The sequence below is a fragment of the Thalassospira sp. SN3W genome (assembly GCF_038070535.1).
In the GTDB taxonomy this organism is placed as follows: Bacteria; Pseudomonadota; Alphaproteobacteria; order Rhodospirillales; family Thalassospiraceae; genus Thalassospira; species Thalassospira xiamenensis.
In genome coordinates this window covers 1712257-1731012 of record NZ_CP121124.1, presented here as the reverse complement: position 1 = coordinate 1731012, position 18756 = coordinate 1712257, and the positions used below count along the sequence as shown (strand labels likewise).

Below are 18756 nucleotides of genomic sequence, written 5' to 3'. Positions count from 1 at the left end.
ATGGACCGGCCCTTTTGGGTGTTCTGCACTGCGTGCTATTCGTTACGCAAAAGCGGTGCCGCCGGGCTGCGCAATGCCTGCCATGTCCCGATGAAGCCCGCCGACAGGGTCGCCGCCAGACCAATCGCAATCGGGCCAAAGATCGTCATCGGCAGGAAGGTCCAGCTCGCTTCCATGATCAGCACCAGAACCGACCAGGCCGCAAGACTGCCAAACAGGGCGGCAATCACCCCGGTGGCAAGGCCCAAAATCCCGTATTCCAGCGCATAGGCATAAAGGATATTGCCGCGCGTCGCCCCAAGGGTTTTAAGGACAACCGCATCATAAATCCGTTTGCGCCGCCCGGCGGCAACTGCGCCTGCAAGGACCAGAACCCCGGCGACAATCGCAATCGAACTGGTTGCGTTAAGCGCGGTGCCGATCCCGGCCAGAATGGCATTGGCGGCCTCAAGCGCCTCGCGCACCCGGATCGCCGACACATTGGGGAAATCCATGCCGATCATGCGATCAACCGGTTCTTCCATGTCGCGCGGCATATGGGCGGTCGCAATCAGGCTATAGGGTGCCTTGTCGATCAGGCCCGGCGAAAACACCATGGCGAAATTCATCCGAAGGCTCTGCCATTCGATTTCGCGCCAATTGGCAATCTCGGCGGTGATATCCCGGCCCAGCACATTGACGGTCAATGTATCGCCCGGCTCCAATGCGAATGCCTCGCCAATATCGCGCGAGATGGAAACAAGCGGCTTGGCCCCGTCGTCATAATCAGCCGGCCACCATTCCCCGCGCACGATCTGGGTTTCGGGCGGCTGACTTGCGGCAAAGGTCAGGCCACGGTCACCACGCAGGAACCAGCGATCATCTCCCGGACCAACATCATTGGCATCAACCCCGTCAATCGCAACCACCCGGCCACGCAGCATCGGTGTTTGTTCGATATCCGAAACGTTATCTTTTTCAAGAAGTTGCGTTTTGAACTGATCCATCTGATCAGGCCGAATATCAAGGAAGAAGAAGGCCGGGGCCGAGTCCGGCAGATTTTCCGATATCTCGTGATCCAGATTTCCCTCGATCCCCGAAATCGTCACCAGCAGCGTCAGACCAAGCCCAAGCGACAGCGCAATCGGCACCGTGCTGGCACCCGGCCGATGCAGGTTTGCCAGCGCCAGTCGGCTAAAGGCATTGCGCCCGCCCGTCATCCGTTTTGAAAGCGATACAATTGCCTTGCCCGCTGCGGCAAAAACCGCAATCGCCAGAAGCGACCCGGCGATAAAGCCAATCGCAATCTTCTGGTCCGTCGCGGTAAACACGGTCAACAACAGCAACAGGATAAGCGGCACACCAACATAAGGCAGGTCACGCTTACTTAACGCGCTGCCATTCATCAATCCCGCACTGGCGCGGAACAATCGCGCAGCGGGAATTTCACGTGCACGTAAAAGTGACGGCATGGCAAAGACCAGTGTGGTCAGAACACCAAATGCGGTTGCAATCAGAAGCGACGGCAATGCCGGGCCCAATGTCACGTCAATCGGCAAACGCCCGGCCAGAAGCGGCGCAATAATCGCCGGTGTCACCGCCCCGATCAGAAGCCCGATACCGATCCCGACAAGCGACAGCATCAGGATTTGCAGGAAGTAAATCCGCAACACCAGCCCATGCGATGCCCCGATGGATTTAAGCGTCGCGATAACGGATGTTTTGCTTTCGATATGGCTGCGCACCGCATTGGCAACGCCAATCCCGCCAACCAGCAATGCCGAAAGCCCCACCAGTGTCAGAAACAGCGTCAGCCGTTCGATAAACCGCCGCAGGCCCGGATTGGCATCCGATACGTCACGCACGCGCCATCCGGCATCCTCGAACTGCGCGTCAAGCCGGTCGCGAAACACCTTTGGCGTTTCCGCATCATTCAAATCCAAAGCGTAATAATAATTGATCAGGCTGCCGGGCTGCACCAGCCCGGTATCAGAAAGGGCATCCATCGACACCATTAAACGCGGGCCGAAATTGAAAAAGCCAACCGCCTTGTCGGGCTCGGTCGCGATCACGCCGCGCACCTGAATATTGATATCGCCAAGGCGAACCGTATCACCGACAGTAATCTTCAGCCGTTCCAGAAGCCCGGCCTCGGCCACACCGCCCCAGACACCGTCCTTTTTAGAAAGGGCACCGTCAAACGCAATACCGTCGGCAAGTTCCATCTCGCCAAACAGCGGATAGACATCATCAACCGCCTTAAGCTCGACCAGTCTGCGCTGCTCCGGCCCATAGGCGGTGGCGCGCATGGTCGCAAGCCTGCCCATGCGTTCGGTGTTTTCCGAAAGCCAGCTTTGCTGTTCCTCGCTTGCGGGCATATGGACAAGCCGAAGCTCGACATCGCCGCCCAGAAGGGCCCGGCCATCGCGCTCCAGCGCATTTAAAACGGATTCCGAAACGTTTCCGACCGCGGCGATTGAACCAACGCCAAGCGCAAGGCACGCCAGAAAAATGCGAAAGCCGGAAAACCCGCCGCGCAGTTCCCGTCGGCAGACCCGCCAGGCAATCGACCACAGCTTTTCCGCCCCGTTGGTGGATTGGGAAATACGGCTCATATGTCGGCATCCTGTTGCGTAACGATTTCCCCGTCGCGCAGCATGATCGACCGGTCGCACCGCGATGCCAGCCCCGGATCATGCGTAATCAGAAGCAAAGTCGATCCCTTGCGCTTCGCCAGATCAAACAGCAATTCGATAATCGTTTCGCCCGTGGCCCCGTCAAGATTGCCGGTCGGCTCATCCGCCAGAAGCAGTTCCGGATCGGTCGCAAGCGCACGTGCGAGTGCCACGCGCTGCTGTTCCCCGCCGCTCAACTGGCCCGGATAATGCCCGATCCGATGACCAAGTCCGACGGCCTTAAGCTCCGCCTCGGCCCGCTCAAACGCATCCTTGCGTCCGGCAAACTCCATCGGAAGGGCGACGTTTTCAAGGGCTGTCATGGTCGGCACAAGGTGGAAGTCCTGAAACACGATGCCGACATGATGGCGGCGATAAAGGGCCAGACCATCTTCATCAAGCTTGCGCAAATCCTCGCCACAGATATTGATCGTGCCCGCCTGTGCCTGTTCCAGCCCGGCAATCACCATCAAAAGCGACGTTTTGCCCGATCCCGACGGCCCGACAAGGCTGACACGTTCGCCGGCATCAATCTGGATATCGACCCCTTTGAGGATATCAACAATCCCCGCCGGTCCCTTCAGGCTCAGCTTAAGACCGGAAACATCGACGGTGCGCTGGCGCGCTGCCTCTGTCGTATTTGCTGTTTTTTCCGGCATAGAGGCAGTTTCGGTAACACTCATTACGGGTCCAATCGGGCTAAGGCATTGCAGGGGCGAATAAACGGGTTAAATAACTGTACGGAATTTGGTGTCACCAGTTCAAATTTGACTTCAGATTTGACCATCTCAGGGTAACCGATGGGTGACCAGCAGGTAACCAGAGGCTAACCGTCTGTGCAAGATGACAAAACATAAGGTGAGATTTGTGGCATACACGCTGTTCGGGCAAGACCCGGCTGTTAACCAGTTCACTTTCAAGCAAAAGCCCGGATTGTTCGAAGGGCTTTCCCGCCGCCTGTTTCGATGTGCCGGGATGGGTTTTGGTATTCTGATTGGCGCCATGAGCCTGTTTGGCATTCATGATGCGCAAGCTGCTGACAAGGCTGCCGACAATGCCGCAAACACTGCTTCGGGCAATGCCCCGCAAACCCTGATGCTTTATGGCGACAGCCTGATGGCGGGTTATGGCCTCTCGCACGAGGATGGCTTTGCCCCCAGGCTTGAAGCCGCCCTTCGCGATGCCGGGCATAACGTCAAGGTCATCAACAGTTCGGTTTCCGGCGATACGACGGCGGCGGGCCTTTCGCGCCTTGAATGGGCGCTGGTCGATGATCCCGATATCGTGTTGCTGGAACTGGGTGCCAATGACGCGCTTCGCGGGGTGGAACCATCCCAGACCCGCGAAAATCTTGATGAAATCATTGGAAAGCTGCGCGACCGCGATGTTGCGGTCCTGTTGGCCGGGATGATGGCACCACCCAATATGGGCAAGGAATACGGGGCTGAATTCAATGAAATCTACCCCGAACTGGCAGCAGAATATCAGCTCGCCTTCTATCCCTTCTTCCTTGATGGGGTCGCCGCCGATTCCAGCCTTAATCAGGATGACGGCATCCATCCCAATGCCGACGGGGTGAAGATTATCGTGGAACGCATTTTGCCGAAGGTGATTGACGTTCTCGAAGCAGATTCCTGATTTTCCGCCTCCGCACCAACCGCATTCAGGTGACCGGATTTCTCAAAGGCTGTACCCGTTGGTGCAGCCTTTTCTTCTTGCGGTGGAATTCGATAATTCCTTTTATAACAAATAATTGCTGGGCGGCATTGGCATGAAAATACAGGATTTCCATCGTCCTCCAGGATCAGTTTCGACAGAAACCGCCCCGAAAAACTACATACGTAGATAGAATTAGAAAGCAAACCGAAACGATTTTGGTGGGTCAGGGCAGGACAAAGTCGATCTGTCCGCGTTCGCGAAATTATGTGTTTATTATCAATGAGTTGTATGGTTTCAGGGTCGGCTGGGAAATGGTAAAAACCGGCCCGAAAATGGCCCAAAAGCCCTCAGAACACCTGATTGAGTGTGAAATTAACACATCATTTACTTTCGGTTATGTTTCGAATATCCCGATCCGCAACTACATTTGTAGTCATCTCTGGTTTGATCTGACAGAACAAATGCAAACAAGACGTTAATTCAACCAAATTGACGCCGTTGCCGCCGGGGCGAACCAAAGCATAAAAACTGAAAATAATTCAATAATGACAATATCTTATGGATTTTCCCTCGTTTATGGGGCCGCAAACATGGGTGATCCATTCTTGCGGGCGGGCTAAGGGGCCGAAACTCAGGCGAAGAATCGATAATGCGGGAAAAGATATTTTAATAACAATTACTTATCTTGTCTCTACGGTATCGGGAACCCCTGCGAAATCGCCTGTTTTGCCTGTGGATGAATCGGAAGCGATTCAATTTTGCCTACAAACGCAGTTGCAGGTGGGTTCTCCCGCCGCTACACTTTAGCCAAATTGATCTTCTCAGTCGGGATTGCGGTGGTTTTTCCGCCGTAAGGTATTGATTTAAATTGATATATATCGGGCAAGGGTGATGGCGGCACAATCAGTCAAACAATCCTACACCATTCCGTGTTCTTCGATGTTCCGTGATGCTGTTCTCGCACTGGCCGCCAAACGCGGGGTCAATGCGGCCGATCTGGCGCGCTCCGTCATGCTGATTGTGCCCGAAGGCGCGATTGAAGATTACGAGGACCCCGGCGATCCGCCGCCGGGTGATCGTGAAACCATCGTCCTGAAATCAGGCCCCGCCGAAGGCCGTCCCTGGCGGCGCAAACCAAGATTGCAATTGCGTTTGCCACCGGGGCATTCAATCATCGCGGTGCGCAAGGCGCTCAATATGGCGCTGCATTTCGACAAGGGCGAAGTCAAGATGCGCGTTGAAAAGGCCGATATCCTTGCGGCCGAACGCAAGGCACTGGAAGAAGCCCACGCCATCCGAAAACGTCAGGCCGAACCGCCCGTCGAACTTCTGCAATCGCGCGAGGAACTTGAACGTCTGCGCGCCATCGTCGATAATCTGGCGTTCGAACCGCTTGATCGCGGCGTCACCACCTTTAACGAAGCCCTGCATGTCATGGGCTTTGCGCCCAATGCCCGTCCCGACATGAAGTCCATCCGCACCAAATATCGCATTCTGGCCGCCATTCACCACCCCGATAGCAATTATGGATCGCACCAGCGCATGACGCAGCTTAATGCCGCGATGGATTTGCTGCGCCGACATATTGCCTGACGGGGCAGGGCTGAAATCTTTGTTCGCCCATTGTGAATGGCCCCCCCGAATGCTTAGATAGAGCTTGGATAACCACAAGACCAAGAAAACGGACCGCCACATCATCAGGCAGGTTTTCAAAAAGCGGGAGAATGCATGACGGCTGAATTTCATGCGGCACATGCCAGCGGGGAAAATTGGGCAGCAGTCGCCACCGAACTGGCCGATCAATTGCAAACACAGCCATTGCCGCAACAGGCACTGGCTTTTTTATATGTCTCCGAGGCACTGGCCGCCGACCTTGGCAGCATCCTGACCTTCCTGCGTTCCCGCCTGTCGCTTGAACACTGGGTCGGCACTGTCGGGATTGGTGTGTGCGGGTCTGGCCGGGCCTATTTCGGGGTTCCGGCCGCCTCCGTGATGGTCGCCCCGATTGATCCGAATGATTTTCATATTTTCGAACCGCTTAAAACCGATAACGATCTCGATGCACCGGAATTGCAGCGGGCGATTGATCGCCTGCAACCGATATTCGGTCTGGTTCACGGCGATCCGGGCGCACCTGACAGCCTGGCCACTCTTTCCGAACTGGCGCGTCTGGGGTCAACCTATCTGGTTGGCGGCATTGCATCGGGCGAACGCGGTGCGCCGCAAATCGCTGACAAGGTCGTCGAAGGCGGCCTTTCGGGGGTTTTGTTTGCCGACAAAACGATTGTGCAGGTCGGGATCAGTCAGGCCTGCACCCCGGTCGGACCGGTGCATCGCGTGACAGAGGGACGCGATGGCATCATCGCAACCCTTGATGACCGTCCGGCACTCGAAGTCTTCAAATCGGAAATGGAAGCCGACGGCAACGAAAATTCCATCGCCTCGGGCCGCTATCACGTTGCCCTGATGGTGCCGGGCTCGGATACCGGCGATTTTGTCGTCCGCAACCTGATGGGGGTTGATCCGCACAACAATCTGATGGCCATCAGCGGCGATGTGCAGGTCGGCGATACCATCCGTTTCGTGCGGCGTGACGGCGTTGCCGCTGAACAGGATTTGCGCCGCATGCTGGCTGATTTGCAAAAACGCCTGCCGGGCAAACCGCGCGGCGCGCTTTATTGCAGTTGTGTCGCCCGCGGACCGCATCTGTTTGGCACCGAAAGCCGTGAAATGATGATCATCCGCGATGAAATCGGGGATCTGCCGCTCACCGGATTTTACGGCAGTGGCGAGGTCTGCAATGATCGCTTTTACAGCTATACCGGGGTTCTGACCCTGTTCATCTAGGATCAAATGCGTCGAAAATTCATTGCAATTCCATGATGTTGCAAGAAAATTTGCGCTAAAAGCTTTCATCACTCCGCGACCGGGATATATTCATACCATTGAAAATAAAATGCGCCCAATCAGGGCGCAAAAGGGGATTGATCTATGGAATATCGTCGATTGGGTCGGACTGACATCAATGTCAGTGTGATTTGCCTGGGTACCATGACCTGGGGCCAGCAGAATACGCAGGACGAAGCGTTCGAACAGCTCGATTACGCCACCGCCAATGAAATCAATTTCATCGATACTGCCGAAATGTATCCGGTCCCGGCGATGGAAGAAACCTTCACCAGAACCGAAACCATCATCGGCAACTGGCTGGAAAAACGCGGCCGTCGCGATGATCTGGTCATCGCGTCCAAAATTGTCGGCCCGGCAGAACGTTTTCCCTATGTCCGGGGTGGCCCGCGCCTGACCCGCGCACAGATCAACGAGGCGATTGACGGTTCGCTCACACGCCTCAAAACCGACTATCTCGACATTTATCAGCTCCATTGGCCGGACCGGAATTCCAACTTCTTTGGCAAACTCGGTTACGTTCATGACGCGAACGAGGAATTCACCCCGATCGAGGAAACCCTCGAAGCCCTGCATGATCTGGTGCAGGCGGGCAAAATCCGTCATATCGGCCTGTCGAACGAAACCCCGTGGGGTTTGATGAAGTTCCTTGAACTGGCCGAGAAAAAAGGCTGGCCGCGCGTGGTTTCGGTGCAGAACCCCTATGGGCTTTTGAACCGGACCTATGAAGTCGGTCTGGCCGAATGCTCGATCCGCGAAGATGCCGGTCTTCTGGCGTATTCGCCATTGGGCGGTGGCGCATTGTCGGGCAAATATCTCGGCGGTGCCCGCCCGGAAGGCGCGCGTTCATCCATCTGGCCGCAATATTTCGGCCGCTACCTGACGGAAAATGGCATCAAGGCGACCGAGGCCTATGTCAAACTCGCCAAGGATAACGGCCTTGATCCCGCACAGATGGCGCTGGCTTACGTCAATACCCGCCCGTTCCTGACCGCCAACATCATTGGTGCGACCAGCATGGAACAGCTCAAATCAAATATCGGCTCTGCCTATGTTGAACTGTCCGACGACGTTCTGGCCGAGATCGAGAAAATCCACACCACCTGGCCGAACCCTTGCCCGTAAGGCAGGTACGAACCAGATAGGTCTGAAGCAGACTTAAAAAGGAGGCGGCGCATGTCTATACTGATTTCCGGCAAGGAAGCCAATCTTGGTCCCCTGTCCGTGCGCCGCGTCCTGCCACATCGCGAAGTCCGGTCTGTCGGTCCGTTTGTGTTTTTTGATCGCATGGGACCGGCATCGTTCGAGCCGGGGCAGGGGGTTGACGTTGCCCCGCATCCCCATATCGGCCTTGCCACCGTCACCTACCTTTTCGAAGGTGCGATCCGCCATCATGACAGCCTTGGCAGTCTTCTGGAAATCCAGCCGGGCGATCTCAACTGGATGAGTGCCGGGCGCGGCATCACCCATTCCGAACGCGAAACCGATGCCGTGCGCAACAGCCATCATAAACTCGATGGCCTGCAATTATGGGCGGCACTGCCCGAAGACGAAGAAGAATCCGACCCGGAATTTTTCCATATCGCCAAGGATGACCTGCCGATTATCGAAGATGCCGGTTTGCATATGCGCCTGATCGCGGGCGAGGCCTTCGGCAAAACCGCCCCGGTTCCGGTCAAGTCCAAGCTGTTTTATCTTGATGTCCGCATGGATGCCGGCGCGCAGCTTCTGCTGCCCGGCGAAAATCAGGAAGCCGCCCTTTATGTCGTTTCCGGCAGCCTGCGCATTGACGGCGATCTGTATGAGCCGGAAAACTTCATCTATATCGCGCCCGAAGAAATTCCCGATATCGTCGCCCAATCCGATTGCCGCGTGATGCTGCTCGGCGGGTTGCCGGTCGGTTATCGCCATATCTGGTGGAACTTCGTTTCCAGTTCCAAGGAACGGATCGATAAGGCCAAGGCCGACTGGGCTTCGGGCCGCTTCCCGCAAATCCCGGGCGAGGACGACATCATCCCGCTGCCGGGCCGTTCGACCGGATAAATACCGGGCGGTCGTCCACTTAACGATCAAATCCCACCCGCCAGATTTCCGTGCGTGAGTTCCGAATATGCGTTTGTTTGTTGGCGTTGAAATTCCGGCTGATATTGCCGACGACCTTTACCCGTTGGCGCGCGGGATCAGGGGGCTTGATGCCCAGACCCCGGAAAACATGCACATCACGCTGAAATTCATCGGCAATGTCGATCCCGGTCTGGCCCGTGAAATCGATGCGGCCCTCTCCGAACTCCCGTTCGAACCGTTCGACCTTCGCGTGCAGGGCCTTGGCATCTTTGCGTCTGCCCGCAAACTGCGCATTTTCTGGGCCGGTGTCACTGATCAACCCGCCTTGCACAGTCTTGCAAACCGCGTGGAAAAGGCATTGCTGCGGCTTGAAGAATGCCCGGACATGGATATGCGCAAATTCAACCCGCACATCACCCTTAGCCGCAACCGCGACGCCGCCCGTGCGACCGTCGAACAGGCGGTGGCTGACAATATCGACCTGACCTCGCGCAGCTTCACCGTTGATCGCTTCTGCCTGTATGAAAGCCACTCCACCGCCGATGGCCCGGAATTCCGGGTGGTCGCGGCCTATGACGGATCAAACGGGTAATGCTTCCATTGCCCTGTTTTCCCCCATGACCACGTCAACATGACAGCGACAACAGCAGGACACCCAACCCCAAACCGGGCACCCCGCAACTGACGAAGCCCGAACAAACCTGGGGTCCCACAGACGACCATCATGCTCACGGCCTGCACCACAGCGACTTCCAGCGATGCAGGACTTCGGGCAACGCCGGACAAATCCCGACCTTTCGCCAGCCTCACCACCAGACGCCCACAGCCTCGCGCCTGCTCCGGCCCCTTCGCCAATGCCACGACCATGAAGCCTGAACACACCTCGGGCCCCCAGTAACCTCGCCAACTGACGACCCACAGATGGCCCACCGGCTCGTTGCCCGCTTCGGCCACGGCGGCAACCTGCCACCTCGACCCAGACACACTTCGGGCGTTCGCCATTTTCACCAGCAGACGGACTTCGGGCATACTGCCCCCAGCCTGTCTACCACCGACGGGCCACAATCCGATGCCGTCACTGCTGCCATCGCTGCCGCTTCCGGCAAATCCGGGGTCCTTCCCCGATAAGACGCACCTCTCCCGTCATGACAAATAAGCGTTTTCGAAACCTGTTAGCGTCTGGTCAGAATGCCGCCGTAATGGCTCCGCCATCCGCCGACCCATATCCTGCGGATTACCCCACCGCCCTGCCTCAATCCTTGCCGCTGCATCCTGATCACCTCTTTGATCCGGCCCCAAACGCAAAAACCCGCAGAGCCTACAAGGCTTTGCGGGTTTCGGTCCGGGTGCTTTTGTCCCGTTGACTTGACTCTTGTGACACAATTAAAAGAACAAATCAAGAACTTTTTTCAGGAAATCTGATAATAAAAAGGGGTGGCAGTTTCATTTTTATGTGCCTGTTTTTCGTGGTCGTCCCAGTGCCCTTTGCTCCACCACTTTGCCAATGATTTTGACGATTTCATCAAAAACCAGTAATTGCCAGTTAACTTGAGAAAGTAAATCTTTCCCATTTTTCCTTAGACTTTGGGAACTATTGAAAAGCCCATCTTTTTTTGAGGGTATTTTAAAATATAATTCCTAGCTTCTATTATGCTTCTTTTCATAAAATGCGAGTCATTCTCGTCATATTTTTGATCGCAGTACCAACTGTCATAAGTCTGATAGATTTTCCCGTCTTCAATTTCGAATACATCGCCGCCAAGTACTGGAATTCTCAAGTTCTCAAGCTGAGCGATTGCCCGAATAGCTTTTTCCCGATCTAGAACCCAGTTTTTTATTCCTAAGTGGTTGGCAGAAAATCCAACACTCAAAATCGAATCTATTTCCGTGGACCAAATAGGGCACATAAATCATTATTCCACATTTTGTTTGAATAGTCGGTGATTAATAGTTCCGTCAGCTTCTTTAATGAACTCAAAAACGCCTTTCTTTCCTCTGTATTCTCCGGGAATCTTCAACATGTCACGCACGACACCATCGCCTCCAGTAATTTTCGTCACATGTCCTGCCTCTTGGAATGCAAGAACACTATCCGGAAAAGCATGATAATCACCTGTTTTGATCTGATTTATCACTTTTTGTGAGTACTTAGCTCCCGTGAAGAAATCATTGATGGTATCAATATTTTCCTTACCTGTTGAAATTCTCTGCATCGCCTGCTTCGCAGCAGCAGCAACGTTTTGGGCAATTGTTTTGCCGCTTGCACCAATCGCTGCGGGATTATCCAGCATGTTCCTGACGATGACTTTGCCAAGAACGGCAAGTTCCTTGCTGGCGACTTTGAGAAGCCCTGTTGCACCACCCGTTGCAAGGCCAAAGACAAGGCCTGGTGCTTCAATCGGAACATCATTGTCAAAAACCTGATCCATCCGGGTGTAGCTGTAAACTGGCTGGCCGTTCTCAAACGTCATGACACCGGATGCTGCGGCAAGAACAGCCATCTGCTTGGGATAAAGATCCCACAGGTTTTCGATCATTTCCGCATATTGTTGACTTTCCGGATCAATGGCTCCCGTCGTGGCACCGCACTGGACGATCTGGCAGCTCACACGATCCAGAAGTTCGCGTTCCTGGAATGGTGTGCGTCCACTCTCCTTGCTCATCTCTTCTGCGAGCAAAATGTTGAGTTGTTTTTCTTCCCGATGGAGTTCTCGGTTATAGGTCCAGGCCGCATTGGCGATCTCAGAAGCGGTATTAACCTCCTCTGCATCCCCGCCCGTCAAGGCAACGGCAATCGCACCGGCCAGACCGGCAATCTGTGCGCGAGTTGCTTCGTCGTCGGACATCGCGTCAATCTGATCACCCAAAACTTCCTGCAGGCCTGCACCAATGGCTCCAGCAGCGCAGCTCTGACTTGAAAGTTGCCCCACGCCACATCCGGCAATGGCATGCATAACGACTTTTCGGATGTCGCCTTCTTCAAGGTTCCATTGATCGGTGTTAGACAAATCGCCTATCTGCTTGGCGAGCTGGGCGGACGCAATACTGGCGACGGAGCTGATAATGTTTTCTTTAAGTGCATCGCCAAGGTCCGCGCCATTGATCGCGGTTTTTACAACCGTGTCTGTCAGGGCGCGGATTGACTGATATGCAATCTGGTCACTAATTTCCGCAGTTTTTCCAAGTTCAATTACGGTGCCATCAGCGTTGATACTGCCAATAATTCCAGCCGTAACTCCCGCGGTCACCATGCTGGTTGCGAGTGAGCGCAGGGTGGCAGAGGAGCCGAGTTCTTTTAGAACGGCACCAAGGTCGCCTTTGTTGTTAACCAGTGAAATGGCGGCCGTGCTTGCCAGGGCTGTGAAGCCAGCGGATACGGCGGCACTGACGCTGGAGGCAATAGCCCCTGCTGTACCCATGCCATTGGCCGCCAAGGCGCCTAGGGCGGCTCCCGCACCCGTGCCCATGCTGATGGCCGTAACTGCAATCGCAATAACCGCAGCTCCTGCACCACTTAGGCCTTCGGCCTTATAATCCCAGTTTTTATGGACCTCTTGAACCGCGTGCCATGTGGCGTCGTCGCGCTCCATCATCTCGCCCATCCATTCAAGGCCGGGCGTTGCCGAAAGGGCTGCGACGGACTCCTCGAGATTTCCGGTATCGCGATATTCGATAACGACACCGTTACCCGCATTGACGATCAGGCCGCCATCTGCGGTTATTTCAGTCATGACAACGGTTTCATCGATATGGCCGGTGTCGCGATTGCTGAACCATGCGAAATTTGATGATTCGCGGATTTTATGTTCGTAAAGAGAATCCGTATTCGAAAGCAGGGCAACCTGGCCCTCTTCGGCTGAAAGCGTTGTTTGCTCTTTGCTCGAAAGTTTGGATGCCTTGATCAGAACATCGCCATTTTCGGAAACGACATTAAGGGTTCCACCGGCCTGCAGTGAGGAGATGACAGATGTCAGGGCCTCACGCGTGCCGGAGTTAAAGGAATTGCTTTTGCGTCGTTCGCTGTGCTGGTAATCGTAATCCTGAAGGGCAACGACATGAACATTGCCATCTGCTTCAAGATCAAGGTTGCCGCCTGCTGAAACCTGACTTCCGGCAACGGTCACATCCCCGCCGGATTTGATTGACAGATTGCCGCCAACGGTAACGTTCGAACCCTTATTATGGGTGCTGCGTTGCTCCAGGCTGAAACCGGAGGTGTCATAGGCAACATTTCGCGAAATTTCAGTTGCGGCGAAGGTGATGTCATCGCCTGCTTGCAGTGTTGCGTTGCCACCAGCCGCGATATCAGCACCTTCATTGACAATATCGCGACCGGCTTCGACGGAAAGTGTGTTTCCTGCCGAAATACTGCCTTTGGAAATCAGCATGTCCTGATAACCGTCACTACCGCTTGCCCGGTCTGTGACGGACATATTGATGACGTCACCGGTCGCAGCAACAAGCCGCAAATCTTCGCCTGCGCTTAGAGTTCCGCCGACATTGATAATCGATCCCAGTGCTGTCAGAGATAGGTCTTCGGTTGAGGAAATCTTTCCAGAATTGGCGATGGAATCTGCGACCATCTGGATGTCATTGGCGGCAATGATTGCGCCTTGTGGTGTCAGATCGGTTTTGTCACTGATTGCCAGATAAAGCTTGGGTACCAGAACCGTCTGTCCGTTCACTTCCTCTTCGACATACCAGATAATGCTTTCGGTCAGGGCTGCTATCTGTTCTGCTGAAAGGGCTGTGCCAACACTAAGCCCCACCCCCTGTTTCTGGGCCGCTGCCGCCTCGATAAGTTGACGCATTTGCGCTGCGTCATTTTCGGCGTTGCCGAGGAACCGTTTTCCGGTCTCGGCCAGAACCTGCTCGCGTACCAGTCGTGTATCAAAGAACGCATCACCAAGTCGTTTGGGCAAGTCTTCGATAATCGATTGATCGACATCTATCTGATCAAAGAAGTAATCGGATCCATAGAATGTGCCAAAATCCGTATACTCAAACCGGGTTTCGTAAATGTAATCCTGATCCTCGGATGCTTTTTTAAACAATCCGGGTGTTGGCGGAACATAAGTGCCACCTTCTGGGGCTGCGGTTACCGGGATATTCGCTGGGTCGGGAATTGCGTCGACCAGTTCATCGACATAGGAAATGCCGCCGGACGGCAGGCTTGCAGCCCCTTGAACGATTGTGGTGTTATTGACTTGCCCGGTGAAGGAGCCGCTGAATATTCCGCCTGCAACGATTTGAGCGTCATGGCTGGCGATGACTTCTGATTCAAGAAGTTTCGCCGAGTGATTGAACTCGAACCATTGGCAGGGCCCTCCATAACAACGAGCATGAGTGTCATTTACAGAGGCGGAATGATAGAGACGGCGGGTCGCTTGCGACCCGGTATTTTCGAGGGTTGTCCCTGTCAGGGTAATGTTACGAACAGCCTGAATATCACTTTTGTCATTTTTAATTGTGCCGCCTTCAACGGCAATATCCTGTCCTGCAGAGATAACGGATTTGGCTGAGTCTTCCGAAACAACATTCTCATAGACACTGACGGTGATGCCGCCACCACCATATACAGAGCTGTAATAGCTGGTGTAATTGCTTCTCCAGGGATGTGGAACGTAGGCGATTGTCCCGCGCGAGAAATAGGCGCAACCTTCGGGTGATATTCCTGCTCCCGGAACACTGTTACATCCTGGATGTGTTGTATGATTTGCGGCGTAGTATTGATTAAAAGTTCTCTGATCAGACATCGCAAAACGGAGCTTGCGATTAAGCAATTGATCCGCCTTGATATTAATGTCGCCTTCAAGGCTTTCGATTGTTGATGATGCATTGTCAAGCAATGCCATGCGCCCATCATCAAGGCCTTGCAAGGTGATATCTCCACCTGCAATCAATGTCCCTTCGCTATTAAAAAGGGTGTCGCCGACAAAGAATGAAAGATCGCCCGCGGCAAAAACAAGGTCGCGATTCTCGAAATTGTTGTTAACTGTCAGATAAAGGTCATTGGCGACCTGAAACTCACCATTGTTAACAAGGTTTTCAATTGTTCCGGCAAGATCGCCCGCAATTGAAAGTTTGCCATTATTGACCAGTTGACCGCCGACCGTTAGCTCCGCCGGGCCAGCGGCAAAAACTTCTTCGCTGTTAATGGTGAGGTCGTTTGCGGCCCTTAATATAAGCCTGCTACCGCCGCTCAGAACGCCGCCTACGACCAGATCACTGGTACTTGTGATCTCGAGTTTTCCTCCAGATTCCAAGTGGCCCTCATTTGCCAGAGTGCTCTGGATGGAGGCATTGGCATCCGATTTGATTAGTCCGGTTTCCTGATTGTTTAAAGTTGCTGAAACAATCGAAACATCGCCAATCCCGATGATCGTTCCGGCGTTATCAATATGCGTGGTTTCAATTGTTGTTTGCTGTCCGCCTTTGATTTTCCCGGCATTGTTCAGTCTTGCTGCTTGGATGTCTATTGTGTCACCGCTAACAGCTGCGTTTGCCCCGACATCAATGTCCTGATCTGTAGCGATGCGGGCGGTTTGAGCGGCCTGGAGGGTGCCACTTACGTCGACGGCATCGGATGTTGACGCGATATCAATATTCTGTTCGGACGCAACATTATTAACGCTGATCTTGCCATCAGCTGATATTGTCAAACCGCCGCTGGATGCGGCCATATCGCCTGCTACCGTAACTCCCACGCCCTGTTCGGTGCCAATTAGTCGGATACGGTTGGCATACATTCCGCCAAGAATGCTGGAATCTATCGAAACACTTGGCTTCGTGCTGATATCTGCTTTTGCAGTTACTTCGCGCGTTTCATAGTTGACGCTATTGCGTCCTGTAATGATGGACAAATCCGCAGCGTGCAGATCTGCATTGACTTTTGCCGTACGACTTATGATGTCAAAATAAGCAGTATTGTTGGCATTAAGACCTGCACCATCAATCAGCACATCGCCGGTTTCAACATCCAGTCCAAGTAAATCCCCGGTACCATCAAACTGTGGTCTGCCGGTGCTGAATGTGGCGCGTGGCGTGTTGATAAAGCCGCAGCCGTTACAGGTGATGCCGTTGGGGTTTGCCAGTACATATTCTGCGCTCTGGCCAAAAATCTCCTGATAGCCAAGAAGGTTAGACCTGTTTGCGCCGGTAACTTCGTTAAGTATGAGGCGAGCTGTGCCGGACTGTAGGTTGCTATTGCCTGCAATTACACCACCAAGCTGGGATTGCCCGACATTTCGGCTGTTGTTAAGGATCAGGCCTTCCGATCCAACATTGAAATCTGAGAATTTGTTATGTGAAACGCCCGCGCCATTCGGTGTGGCAATGTTGACAATTGGCACACCGTTCGGAGCAGCTCCAAGAGATGCCTGATTGTTTGATGCGGCCTGACTATCGACCGAAACCTGCGCCATGACAGGCTGTATCACAATAATTGTGCTAAGAGTTACACTGAGAAATTTCGTAGCAAGTGATTTGAGCATGGTTCCCAGTGCTCCCTAAAATGCCAAATTGGCTGAGAAATAAATTTCAGAATTGCGCCGGTTAACAAAGGAAGATGCATCAATGGGGCGGGCATAGGTTAACGCCAGATTGAGATAGGGGCCTCGAACCTTGAACCCTGCCGACCATCCAGAAATTCTGCCGCCTTCAAAGAGTTCTGAGGCGTCTTGGGATATGACACCGTAGTCAAAGCCTACAAATGGTTGGATTTCGCTAGCAATTTGCGAGAGCTGGGGAGATGAAATCGGGAAACGAAGCGCCAGTTCATTTCTGATAAAGCCACCGGTGTCACCGCTTATGGAACTTTCTTTGTAACCGCGTACCGTTCCAAGACTTCCAATCGATATGCGCTCGCTGCCGTAGAGCGTATCTGGGCTCCATTGCCCACGCATCCCGCTGGTTACAGTGAATGGTGTTTCCAGAACTTCAAAATTCTGAATGACTGTAAGGTCTGCGGTGTATTTCTCGAATTGGGCTTCTGGTGAATCTTGTGCTCTGTCATCATCTTGCTTTGCACCAAGGGCCTTGATGCCAGCTTCATAACCTACAGAAGCTGAAACCAGTCCTGGCCCAAGTCGACGGCTGTGATTGATATTCAAGCCAAGTATCGTAAGGCGTCGGCTGCTGACCTCTAGCAAAACGTCTTCAATGTAGTTCTTTGTTTTTTTGTGGGTGAATGACGATGACAGCGTTGTTTTGCTCGTCTGGTCACGATGTAAAACACGCGCAAGGTCTGCGCGCCATGTGGTTGAAGTGCCCGAACTTTTGAAGTCCTGTACGGTGCCTTCAATCTGGTTTCTGTACTCGAAGTAGTTTGCTGATAATGATAGCAGCCAGTATCCGTATGGAACCGAGAAGAAACCGGTTTTGTTTCTGCTTGCCTTCAGAGATGAGGCAGGTTCCGTGTCTTGTCCGTAAGATAAACTTAGAAGGTCATTGAACCCCAACCAGTTGTAGGCTTCGCCACTGTAAGTTTGTTGTAATTCTCCGGTTGCTTCACTGCCGGAATTGTCAAGGCCAGCGCTAACCCTCCAGCTTTTATCAATCGTGTTATCAATAACCGCGATTGACTGCCCTTGCTTCGAGCCGGGTTCAAACTCCACTGTCGCACTGGAGTTTGGCAGCCTGTTTATTTGATCTAGGCCCTGTTCAAAATCTCTTAGATTCAGTCTTTGTTTTTCTAGCCCCGGAAAGGCAGTAACAATCTGACCATTTGATAAAACATTGGGAGTGGAGGGTTTTATATTTTCAACTTTACCCTCAATAACAGTCAGCGTGAGGATTCCGGAGCTTAGGTCTTGGGCTGGCACATAGGCTCTGGTCGTTACATAGCCATTCTCGACAAAATGATCTGTGAGAATCTCTAGCATTTTGTCGATGTCGGCTTTGTTGATGCATTGCATCTCGAATTGGGAAATCAAAGGGCGAAGATCGGCTTCCCAGCCGTCGATTTCGATACGCTGAATATTAAAACACGGATACTTTGTGCTATCTCCGGTTTTGTTCGGCGGTACAGGCTTCTCATACCCCGGAGGTAACTCCTTGGGAATCAACGGATCTTCAGGTCGAAAACGTTCTTCCTGTTGCCGCAGAATTTGCTCTTGTTGTCTGATAATCTGGTCGCGTTGTGATGGTGTTTGTGCCCGCGCAGCAACGGAAAGTTCTCCTTGCAAAACCCCCGTAAGCAAGAATAACACGGCAAATTTTCTGCCTCGCATCGTCTCAAGATCGCCCCTAGTCTCGGCTTTTTGCTTTTATAGTTTGTTTCAAAAACCAAGAGAGTAGAGCGAACCTATGAGAATTTTTTGTGCGGCGCAACTTCTGCAAAGGAGTAGTTTAAATAGACATATGGTCAGTTGATTTCATCTATGTGGATATAAATTCTAATATTATCCTATCCTTTTGGCTGAGCTATATTCAGTAATGTCTGTGGGAAAGGCGGTTTAAGTTTAACTGCTGC

At 53.3% G+C, this 18756-nt stretch carries 11 protein-coding genes; 6 read left to right on the top strand and 5 right to left on the bottom strand.

The window, feature by feature from the left end:
• Positions 1-35 precede the first annotated feature (35 nt).
• Together P8T57_RS07660 and P8T57_RS07655 are read right to left on the bottom strand one after the other, a co-directional pair.
• The gene (locus tag P8T57_RS07660; RefSeq protein WP_341365067.1) at positions 36-2594 is read right to left on the bottom strand and encodes an FtsX-like permease family protein; all 2559 of its coding nucleotides are present in this window, start codon (positions 2592-2594) and stop codon (positions 36-38) included.
• Positions 2591-3337, bottom strand: coding sequence for an ABC transporter ATP-binding protein (locus tag P8T57_RS07655; RefSeq protein ID WP_110252387.1), 747 nt, complete (start codon positions 3335-3337; stop codon positions 2591-2593). The genes P8T57_RS07660 and P8T57_RS07655 overlap by 4 nt, the downstream gene beginning before the upstream one ends.
• A gap of 184 nt (positions 3338-3521) precedes the next feature.
• On the opposite strand from P8T57_RS07655, the gene P8T57_RS07650 reads away from it, so the two are divergent.
• The 6 genes from P8T57_RS07650 (at position 3522) to thpR (ending at position 9876) form a co-directional block, all read left to right on the top strand.
• Entirely contained in the window at positions 3522-4292 is a 771-nt protein-coding gene (locus P8T57_RS07650) for an arylesterase (RefSeq protein WP_341365066.1), read from the top strand.
• 912 nt (positions 4293-5204) lie between these two features.
• Complete coding sequence (locus P8T57_RS07645) at positions 5205-5906, top strand: J domain-containing protein (protein ID WP_007088749.1); 702 nt, start codon at positions 5205-5207, stop codon at positions 5904-5906.
• 135 nt (positions 5907-6041) lie between these two features.
• Positions 6042-7160 (top strand): FIST C-terminal domain-containing protein, encoded by a 1119-nt coding sequence (locus P8T57_RS07640; protein WP_037990765.1) that lies wholly within the window; start codon positions 6042-6044, stop codon positions 7158-7160.
• 144 nt (positions 7161-7304) lie between these two features.
• Positions 7305-8345: an NADP(H)-dependent aldo-keto reductase gene (locus P8T57_RS07635; RefSeq protein WP_341365065.1), complete on the top strand. Its 1041-nt coding sequence runs from the start codon at positions 7305-7307 to the stop codon at positions 8343-8345.
• 51 nt (positions 8346-8396) lie between these two features.
• Complete coding sequence (locus P8T57_RS07630) at positions 8397-9263, top strand: pirin family protein (protein WP_341365064.1); 867 nt, start codon at positions 8397-8399, stop codon at positions 9261-9263.
• Between the two features lie 67 nt (positions 9264-9330).
• Complete coding sequence (gene thpR / locus P8T57_RS07625; RefSeq protein WP_341365063.1) at positions 9331-9876, top strand: RNA 2',3'-cyclic phosphodiesterase; 546 nt, start codon at positions 9331-9333, stop codon at positions 9874-9876.
• Positions 9877-10861: 985 nt separating this feature from the next.
• Here the strand turns inward: thpR and imm40 are convergent.
• The 3 genes from imm40 to P8T57_RS07610 are packed head-to-tail and all read right to left on the bottom strand — an operon-like array spanning position 10862 to position 18514.
• A complete protein-coding gene (gene imm40 / locus P8T57_RS07620) occupies positions 10862-11155 on the bottom strand; it encodes an Imm40 family immunity protein (protein WP_181850011.1) in 294 nt (97 codons plus the stop codon).
• Between the two features lie 42 nt (positions 11156-11197).
• Positions 11198-16777 (bottom strand): DUF637 domain-containing protein, encoded by a 5580-nt coding sequence (locus P8T57_RS07615; RefSeq protein WP_341365062.1) that lies wholly within the window; start codon positions 16775-16777, stop codon positions 11198-11200.
• A gap of 15 nt (positions 16778-16792) precedes the next feature.
• Positions 16793-18514, bottom strand: coding sequence for a ShlB/FhaC/HecB family hemolysin secretion/activation protein (locus tag P8T57_RS07610; RefSeq protein ID WP_341365061.1), 1722 nt, complete (start codon positions 18512-18514; stop codon positions 16793-16795).
• Positions 18515-18756: the final 242 nt, after the last annotated feature.

Excerpts from the sequence above, each read along its gene's own strand:
- P8T57_RS07655 (WP_110252387.1), bottom strand. The coding sequence starts at position 3,337 with ATGAGTGTTACCGAAACTGCCTCTATGCCGGAAAAAACAGCAAATACG.
- P8T57_RS07640 (WP_037990765.1), top strand. The coding sequence starts at position 6,042 with ATGACGGCTGAATTTCATGCGGCACATGCCAGCGGGGAAAATTGGGCA.
- thpR (WP_341365063.1), top strand. The coding sequence starts at position 9,331 with ATGCGTTTGTTTGTTGGCGTTGAAATTCCGGCTGATATTGCCGACGAC.
- P8T57_RS07615 (WP_341365062.1), bottom strand. The coding sequence starts at position 16,777 with ATGCTCAAATCACTTGCTACGAAATTTCTCAGTGTAACTCTTAGCACA.
- P8T57_RS07630 (WP_341365064.1), top strand. The coding sequence starts at position 8,397 with ATGTCTATACTGATTTCCGGCAAGGAAGCCAATCTTGGTCCCCTGTCC.
- P8T57_RS07610 (WP_341365061.1), bottom strand. The coding sequence starts at position 18,514 with ATGCGAGGCAGAAAATTTGCCGTGTTATTCTTGCTTACGGGGGTTTTG.
- P8T57_RS07645 (WP_007088749.1), top strand. The coding sequence starts at position 5,205 with ATGGCGGCACAATCAGTCAAACAATCCTACACCATTCCGTGTTCTTCG.
- P8T57_RS07635 (WP_341365065.1), top strand. The coding sequence starts at position 7,305 with ATGGAATATCGTCGATTGGGTCGGACTGACATCAATGTCAGTGTGATT.
- P8T57_RS07660 (WP_341365067.1), bottom strand. The coding sequence starts at position 2,594 with ATGAGCCGTATTTCCCAATCCACCAACGGGGCGGAAAAGCTGTGGTCG.